The organism is Propionivibrio dicarboxylicus (assembly GCF_900099695.1).
Taxonomy (GTDB): Bacteria; Pseudomonadota; Gammaproteobacteria; order Burkholderiales; family Rhodocyclaceae; genus Propionivibrio; species Propionivibrio dicarboxylicus.
In genome coordinates, this window is the sequence record NZ_FNCY01000021.1 from 70,137 (window position 1) to 76,570 (window position 6,434).

Annotated in this window: 3 protein-coding genes and 1 pseudogene; all 4 read right to left on the reverse strand. The window is 60.3% G+C overall.

Going from position 1 to position 6,434, the window contains the following annotated elements; translation table 11 throughout:
- Nucleotides 1-9: 9 nt before the first annotated feature.
- Complete coding sequence (dhaK, locus tag BLR25_RS18360) at nt 10-1,008, reverse strand: dihydroxyacetone kinase subunit DhaK (protein ID WP_091939818.1); 999 nt, start codon at nt 1,006-1,008, stop codon at nt 10-12.
- Between the two features lie 338 nt (nt 1,009-1,346).
- Complete coding sequence (locus tag BLR25_RS18365; protein ID WP_143009924.1) at nt 1,347-4,055, reverse strand: response regulator; 2,709 nt, start codon at nt 4,053-4,055, stop codon at nt 1,347-1,349.
- A gap of 243 nt (nt 4,056-4,298) precedes the next feature.
- Nucleotides 4,299-4,868, reverse strand: coding sequence for a hypothetical protein (locus tag BLR25_RS18370; RefSeq protein WP_143009925.1), 570 nt, complete (start codon nt 4,866-4,868; stop codon nt 4,299-4,301).
- 138 nt (nt 4,869-5,006) lie between these two features.
- A pseudogene (locus BLR25_RS21430) lies at nt 5,007-6,434 on the reverse strand (heme utilization protein); the annotation flags it as partial.

Consider the following 6,434-nt stretch of genomic DNA (forward strand, 5'->3'; position numbering starts at 1 on the left):
TTCACCCGCTCAGCATTGCTTGAAGGCAATGGCATCGGCCGGCGCATCGAGCAGCGCCTTGAGCTCCGGATCGAGGCGCAGGACGCTGATTGACGCCCCGGCCATTTCCAGTGCCGTCATGTACTCGCCGACGAAGGTGCGATAGATAGAAATGCCCCGCGCGGCACAAATTTCGGCGACCTTGCGATTGACGATATACAACTCCATCAGCGGCGTCGCGCCCAAGCCGTTGACCATCACGGCGACCTCATCGCCAGCGACGAACGGAATGTCATCAAGGATTTTCTCCATCAGCGCGCTGACGATCTCGTCGGCCGGCGCGATTTTGCTGCGCGTGATGCCAGGCTCGCCGTGGATCCCCATGCCGATTTCCATTTCGTCCTCGGCCAGCGAAAAATTGGCCTTGCCGGCGATCGGCACGATGCACGGTGACAGCGCCATCCCCATCGAACGCACGTTGGCGACGGTCTTTTCCGCCACCGCCTTGACCTCATCGAGCGAAGCGCCCTGCGCGGCCTTGGCGCCGGCGATCTTGTGCACGAACACGGTGCCGGCAATGCCACGGCGCCCGGTCGTATAGGTACTGTTCTTCACGGCAACGTCATCATCGACGATGACGCGGGTCACTTTGACGCCTTCGAATTCGGCCATTTCCTCGGCCATCTGCGAATTCATCAGGTCGCCCGAATAATTCTTGATCACCATCAGGACACCGGCGCCGCTATCGACCGCCTTGGCCGCCTCGAGAAAGTGGTCCGGGGTCGGCGACGAAAAGACGTTGCCGACGCACGCGGCATCCAGCATGCCCCGACCGATGAAACCGGCATGGGCAGGCTCGTGCCCGCTGCCGCCGCCCGACACCAGACCGACCTTGCCAGCAACCGGCGCCTGCGCGTTAACGAGACATTGGTAGCCCTCCAGCTTGCGAACGTACTCGGGATGGGCCATGACCATTCCGGCCAGCATTTCCTGAACGACGTTCTCGGGCGCATTGATTAATTTTTTCATGGAATCCCCATTCGAAATGGCAGTGACAGGACAACGATAGAAATTGCGACACACGGCAAGACCGCGACCAAAGCACCGTCGCATGCGCCGTTCCCGACGCTTTCAGCATATTGCATGCCAAGCGCCTGGCTCACGTGGGGGCGACGCCGACCGGCGGCTTTCCCGGCCCAGCAAGCGCCACAGCAGGATCGGCGGCCTTGGCGCCGCGGCCGGGCACGGCGGCGCCATGAGAAACCGTGAGAAACACCTGAGAAATTTGAGAAACGCCGCCAGCCGCGCCTGGCGCGTGCACAGTAGCGCCGATACGGCCGCCAAGAGCAAGGCTATCCACCACGGAATCAACGCTCCAGCCATTTGACCAGCGTCGAGAACAGAATCTGCGGGCCGAAAGGTTTGACGATGAAATCGTTCATCCCGGCCTCCAGGCATCGCACTTTGTCCTCGGCAAAGGCATTCGCTGTCATCGCCAGGATCGGGGTCGACGCATGTTCCGATAGCGCCCGGATTTGCCGGGTCGCCTCAAGACCGTCCATGCGCGGCATCTGCATGTCCATCAGGATGAGCGCATACGGCGACTTGCGGACCATGCCGATCGCCTGATCTCCGTCAGCGGCCGTCTCGACGCATAAGCCGACGTCGCCCATCATGCAACAGGCGATCTCCAGATTCATCGGTTCGTCGTCGACCACCAGGACGCGACGCCCCGGGTAACGTTGACGCAAGATCGTGCCAAGACTTTCCATATCCGCCGACACCGACGTCGGCGGGCTGACGTCTTTGACCAGGCAGGCTGTCAGCCAGAAAGTGCTGCCGACGCCGGGAGCGCTTTCGGCGCCCGTTTCCCCCCCCATCATTCGCGCGATCCGCCGCGTAATGGTCAACCCGAGGCCGGTTCCTCCGTATCGGCGCGAGGTCGACGCATCCGCCTGTTCGAAAGGCGTAAACAGCCGCGACATGGCCTCCGGCGCGATGCCGATTCCGGTGTCCTGAACGTCGAACCGAAGCACGGCCACATCGTCGGTTTCCTCGAGAATCGACGCGCGCAAGGTGATGCTGCCCGCAGCGGTGAACTTGATCGCGTTGCCGGCATAGTTGAGCAGCGCCTGCCGCAAACGGGTCACGTCCCCCACGAAGCGGGGGAACTCCGACGCTGCCTCAACCTTGAGCACGAGCCCCTTGGCTTGCGCACGCACATCCATGATCGACACCACCGTCGACAACAATGCCGGAATATCGACCGGCCCGGCATCCAATACCAGTTTTCCCGCTTCGATCTTCGACAGGTCGAGAATATCGTCGATGACATGGAGCAAATGCGATGCCGCCGCATCGATCTTGTCGAGACGCTCCGCCTGGACTTGCGTCACCCGGCTCTGTTTCAGGAGGTGAGTCATGCCGATGATACCGCTCAACGGCGTCCGGATTTCGTGACTCATATTGGCGAGAAAAGTACTCTTGGCGGCATTCGCCGCCACGGCCTCGGCCTTGGCCAGCGTCAGCTCGGCGGTCCGAGAGGCGATCAGTTCCTCGAGATGATGACGATGCAATTCGAGCTCGGCCTCTGCCTTCTTGCGCTCGGCGATATACATCATGCTCGAGCGCATGCCGACGACCTTGCCATCCTTGTCGCGCCAGCACTTGTCCTGGATGATCGCTGGAATCGTCGTTCCGTCCTTGCGACGAAAATTCCGCTCGAAGGTATTTTCGACCGAACGGATCTCTGCCAGCTTCTCCTTGACCGCCTGACGGGAGACCCCGCTTCCCTCGACGAAATCCCAGATGTAACGCCCCAGCATTTCCTCCTCGGCATATCCCAGCGTCTTCAACTCCGTGCGATTGATGCGAACGATACGACCCGCCGCGTCGAGATCGTGATAGCCCACCGGGATGTCATTGAATAGCTCCCGGAACTCCGCCTCGCTCGCCTGCAAGGCTTCTTCGCGCCGATTGAGCACTTCGAGCAGATGGTTGAAGCTGCTGATCAAGTCGCCGATCTCGTCGCGGCGGGTCACCGGCAGCGGCGCAATCGGCCTGGCTCCGCCGACCTGATCGGAAACCGCGAGGCTGGCTGTCATGATCGGCGCGAACAATCGTTGCAACAAGCGTCGCGAAAGCCATCCGGCCAGCGGGCCGGCCAACACACTGAAAAGCAGCGCGCCACCCAACAAGCGGCGCTTCATCGCCTCGATTGGCGCAAAGGCTTCCTCCACCGGCAAGGTTGCCACGGCAAACCAACCCGCCATTGGCACGCCCTTGGCTGCCGAAAGCTCGACAACGCCGCGCGAACTCTCGGCAACGCCAAAGCCTTCATAACCCCTCAAGTATTTGTCGTGCATGGCATTGCGCCCGAGCGCCGGAGCCGGCTGCATCACGCGACTGCGGTCAGTGGCAGCGATAATCAGATTCTGCACCGGATCGATGAGCAGATAACCGCCGGTCTTTCCATAGCCGCTCTGTACGGTTCGCTCGAGAAAATTGGTGGCTGCCAGATCCGTAACGCCGACAAGCGCGCCAAGCACCTTGCCTGAGGCCTCCCGAAGCGGTATTGCGATCATCAGGCTCTGCGCCGACGTCTCGCCATCGACGGAGGGTCTTCCGATCACCGGCCGGGCTTCCGAGATCGCCGTCATAACCGCTTCTGTTTCATTGGCACGAAGCCCTTGTTGCCCAAGGGATTTCTGCACCGATGCGAGCATGCGCCCGCGAACATCGGCGACGAACAAACCACCATTGAAGAGACTGAGAATCGCCGGACTCTGTTCCAAGCGGAGCTGCAGCGACGCCGGAGATCCCAGCATGGACGGCTCGATTCTTCCGCTGGCATAACGCTCCATCGACGTGACGCGAGAAACCAATTCATCGTCGATCACTTGCGCCATCATCGTCGCGGTCGAGAGTTGCTGCTCGCCCAAATGACGTTGTATGTCTTCATGCAGCATCCTTTCGACATAAAACGCCATCGTCCAGATACATACCACCAAGATGCCAACAGCAAACAGCGTCACCTGTGCCTTGATCGACAGTTTATCGAGCAATTTCGTTAACACGATATCGGCCCCACCAGGATTGACATGCCGTCGTCAAAACGCGGCGACATACTCCGCGCTGACCGCCTCATCCAACTTCCATAAATATAGCGGCTTCCTGGAAAAATCGCCCGTTTCTTTCATGCACCGTGAAATTGTATGAACCACCGATCTCCCGCGCGCGTCGCCGAAGCCAATAATTCGTCATTCCATCTAGACGAATTGACTTCGGTATATTCTGCCACCGACACGCAAGCGCCGCGGTCAGTCGATCGGCAGTCCGGTCAGAATGGAAAACGTATATTCCTGGCCATCGGTCGTCTTCACATGGAAGCGCTTCCGCCTGTCATCCAGACCTTGCTCGGCAACCCAGAAAAAATGACTGACGGTGCGCTTGAGTTTGTCCGCATCCACGACGAGATCACGGATGCGATACTCCTTGATCAACTCCCCCCGGGAATAGAAAGCGAGCGCCAACTGATCGACCGAGGACGCCCAAGGCCCCATCCTGACCAGATGATCGCCATCGGATGACGGATGTACCGTAAAGGCATACCAGGAAAACGTCCACAGAGGAGTTTTCGAGTCGCCAGCGTACAAGCCCGATTGCGGATAACGCGCCCGTATCTCGCTTTTTTTCTCGACGATGCCAACGTCGTCAGGAGAACCCGGATCGAGCAACCCCGGACTTCTCTCGGCTAACATCACCAGCGCATACTTGCCGCCGGCCACCGCCATGACGTAGTCCTGAGGAGGACGCGCCTGATCTGCCTGCGAAACGATGGAAACACCAACCCCCAGCAGAAGGCACGCAACGGATGTCGTCCACTTCATTGGCAAACTCCTTGGCACGGGTAGCGCCACAAACGGGCGGCTCAGCCAAAGATCATACGCCGCTGCCATGCAGGCGGAACATCCCCGTTCATTACTGGCCCGTGATGCGGCGTTTCCCCGCTACCCTACAAAAGTCCGTCAGGAGGTTTTGCTTCCCGGCGTAACGATTGCCAAGCTGGCGGCGTTCAGCGTCGCCGTCGGATCCGGAGCGAGCGACGCCACCGCCGTTTGCTGCGTCGGTACTGCCAACGGCTGGCCATTGGCGTCGAGTTGCTTCAGGACATCGGCGGCGGCGCTGACCTGAACACCGATCCCCGACAGCGCCGTACTTGGAGCAGCGATCGGTGAAGACAATGTCGTGCCAGACGATTCCGTTGCGCCAGATGCATACGTCGCCATCGCCTGAACCAGCCCGCCCACCTGTGTTTGCAACGGAACGGTCGTGGCATCCGCTTCGGCGACAAACCAGACATCCGCCATTTGGTGAAGGGCGCCGTCGCTCGTCTGATAACTGGACGTCAAGCCGATCAGGTTGCCATTGTTCGTATCGTTCGTCGCGGTCGCCGCCAGATCCAGCCGGGTGATACCAAGCGAATCGAGGGTGCGCAATTCACCGACCTCGGTCACGCCGTCGGAATTGGCGTCGATCCAGACCTGGAGATCGGCAAAGCCTTGGTCCGCACCGCTAATCGCGCCATCGCCGTTCGTGTCCATGCTGCTGAGCGCAACATAGCCATCCGCCGCGCGCTGGCCGTCAGCCAGCACCGTCGAACTACCGAAGAGCTCGGAACCGTCATTGATCACGCCGTCATGGTTGCGATCGAGCACCAACAACCCGTCGCCCTCCGACACCCAGCCGGTCTGCACTGTTTGCCCGCTGGCCCAAAGATCGAACTCGGTACCGGCCGAATAGCTCAGCGTCGTGACGCCATCACCGTTGAGGTCGAGAATGATCGGCGTGCCTGTCGTCAGAGTCGAAGCGTTATCGCCGAAGGCCTGAATCTGCTCAGTACTCAGCGCGCACACTTGCGTGCTCGTGATCGCGGCGACCTGCGCACTCGTGAAGCCATCATGGATCTGGTCGGTCGTCAGTACGGCGATCAGGCCTGTCGTCAGTGCCGCGACATCAGCAGTCTCCAAGACGGCAACCTGATCGGTACTCAGCGCCACGACCTGGGCCGTCGTCAGCGCCTGGATCTGAGAGGTCGTCAAGGCGACGACCTGGCCGGTATTCAGCCCGTTCTGCACTTGATCGATCGTAAGCGCCGCAATCTGGTTGGCACTCAATGCTTCCACATCGCGCGTTTCAATGGCGCTGATCTGTGCCGTCGTCATCGCAACGAGTTGTGTGGTCGTCAACACCTGGATCTGGTTCGACCCGAAGGCAGCAACCTGATCCACAGTCAATGCCGCCACTTGATCGACGTTCAAGCCTTTCTGTACCTGCGCCGTCGTCAGCGCCGCCACCTGATCCGTCGTCAGCGACGCGATCTGATCCAGCGTCAGTCCGTTGCGGATCTGTGCCGTCGTCAGCGCTTCGATCTGCGACGTGCTCAGCGCCACGAG

Coding starts and splice junctions, on each gene's coding strand:
- BLR25_RS18370 (WP_143009925.1), bottom strand. CDS start 4,868: ATGAAGTGGACGACATCCGTTGCGTGCCTTCTGCTGGGGGTTGGTGTT.
- dhaK (WP_091939818.1), bottom strand. CDS start 1,008: ATGAAAAAATTAATCAATGCGCCCGAGAACGTCGTTCAGGAAATGCTG.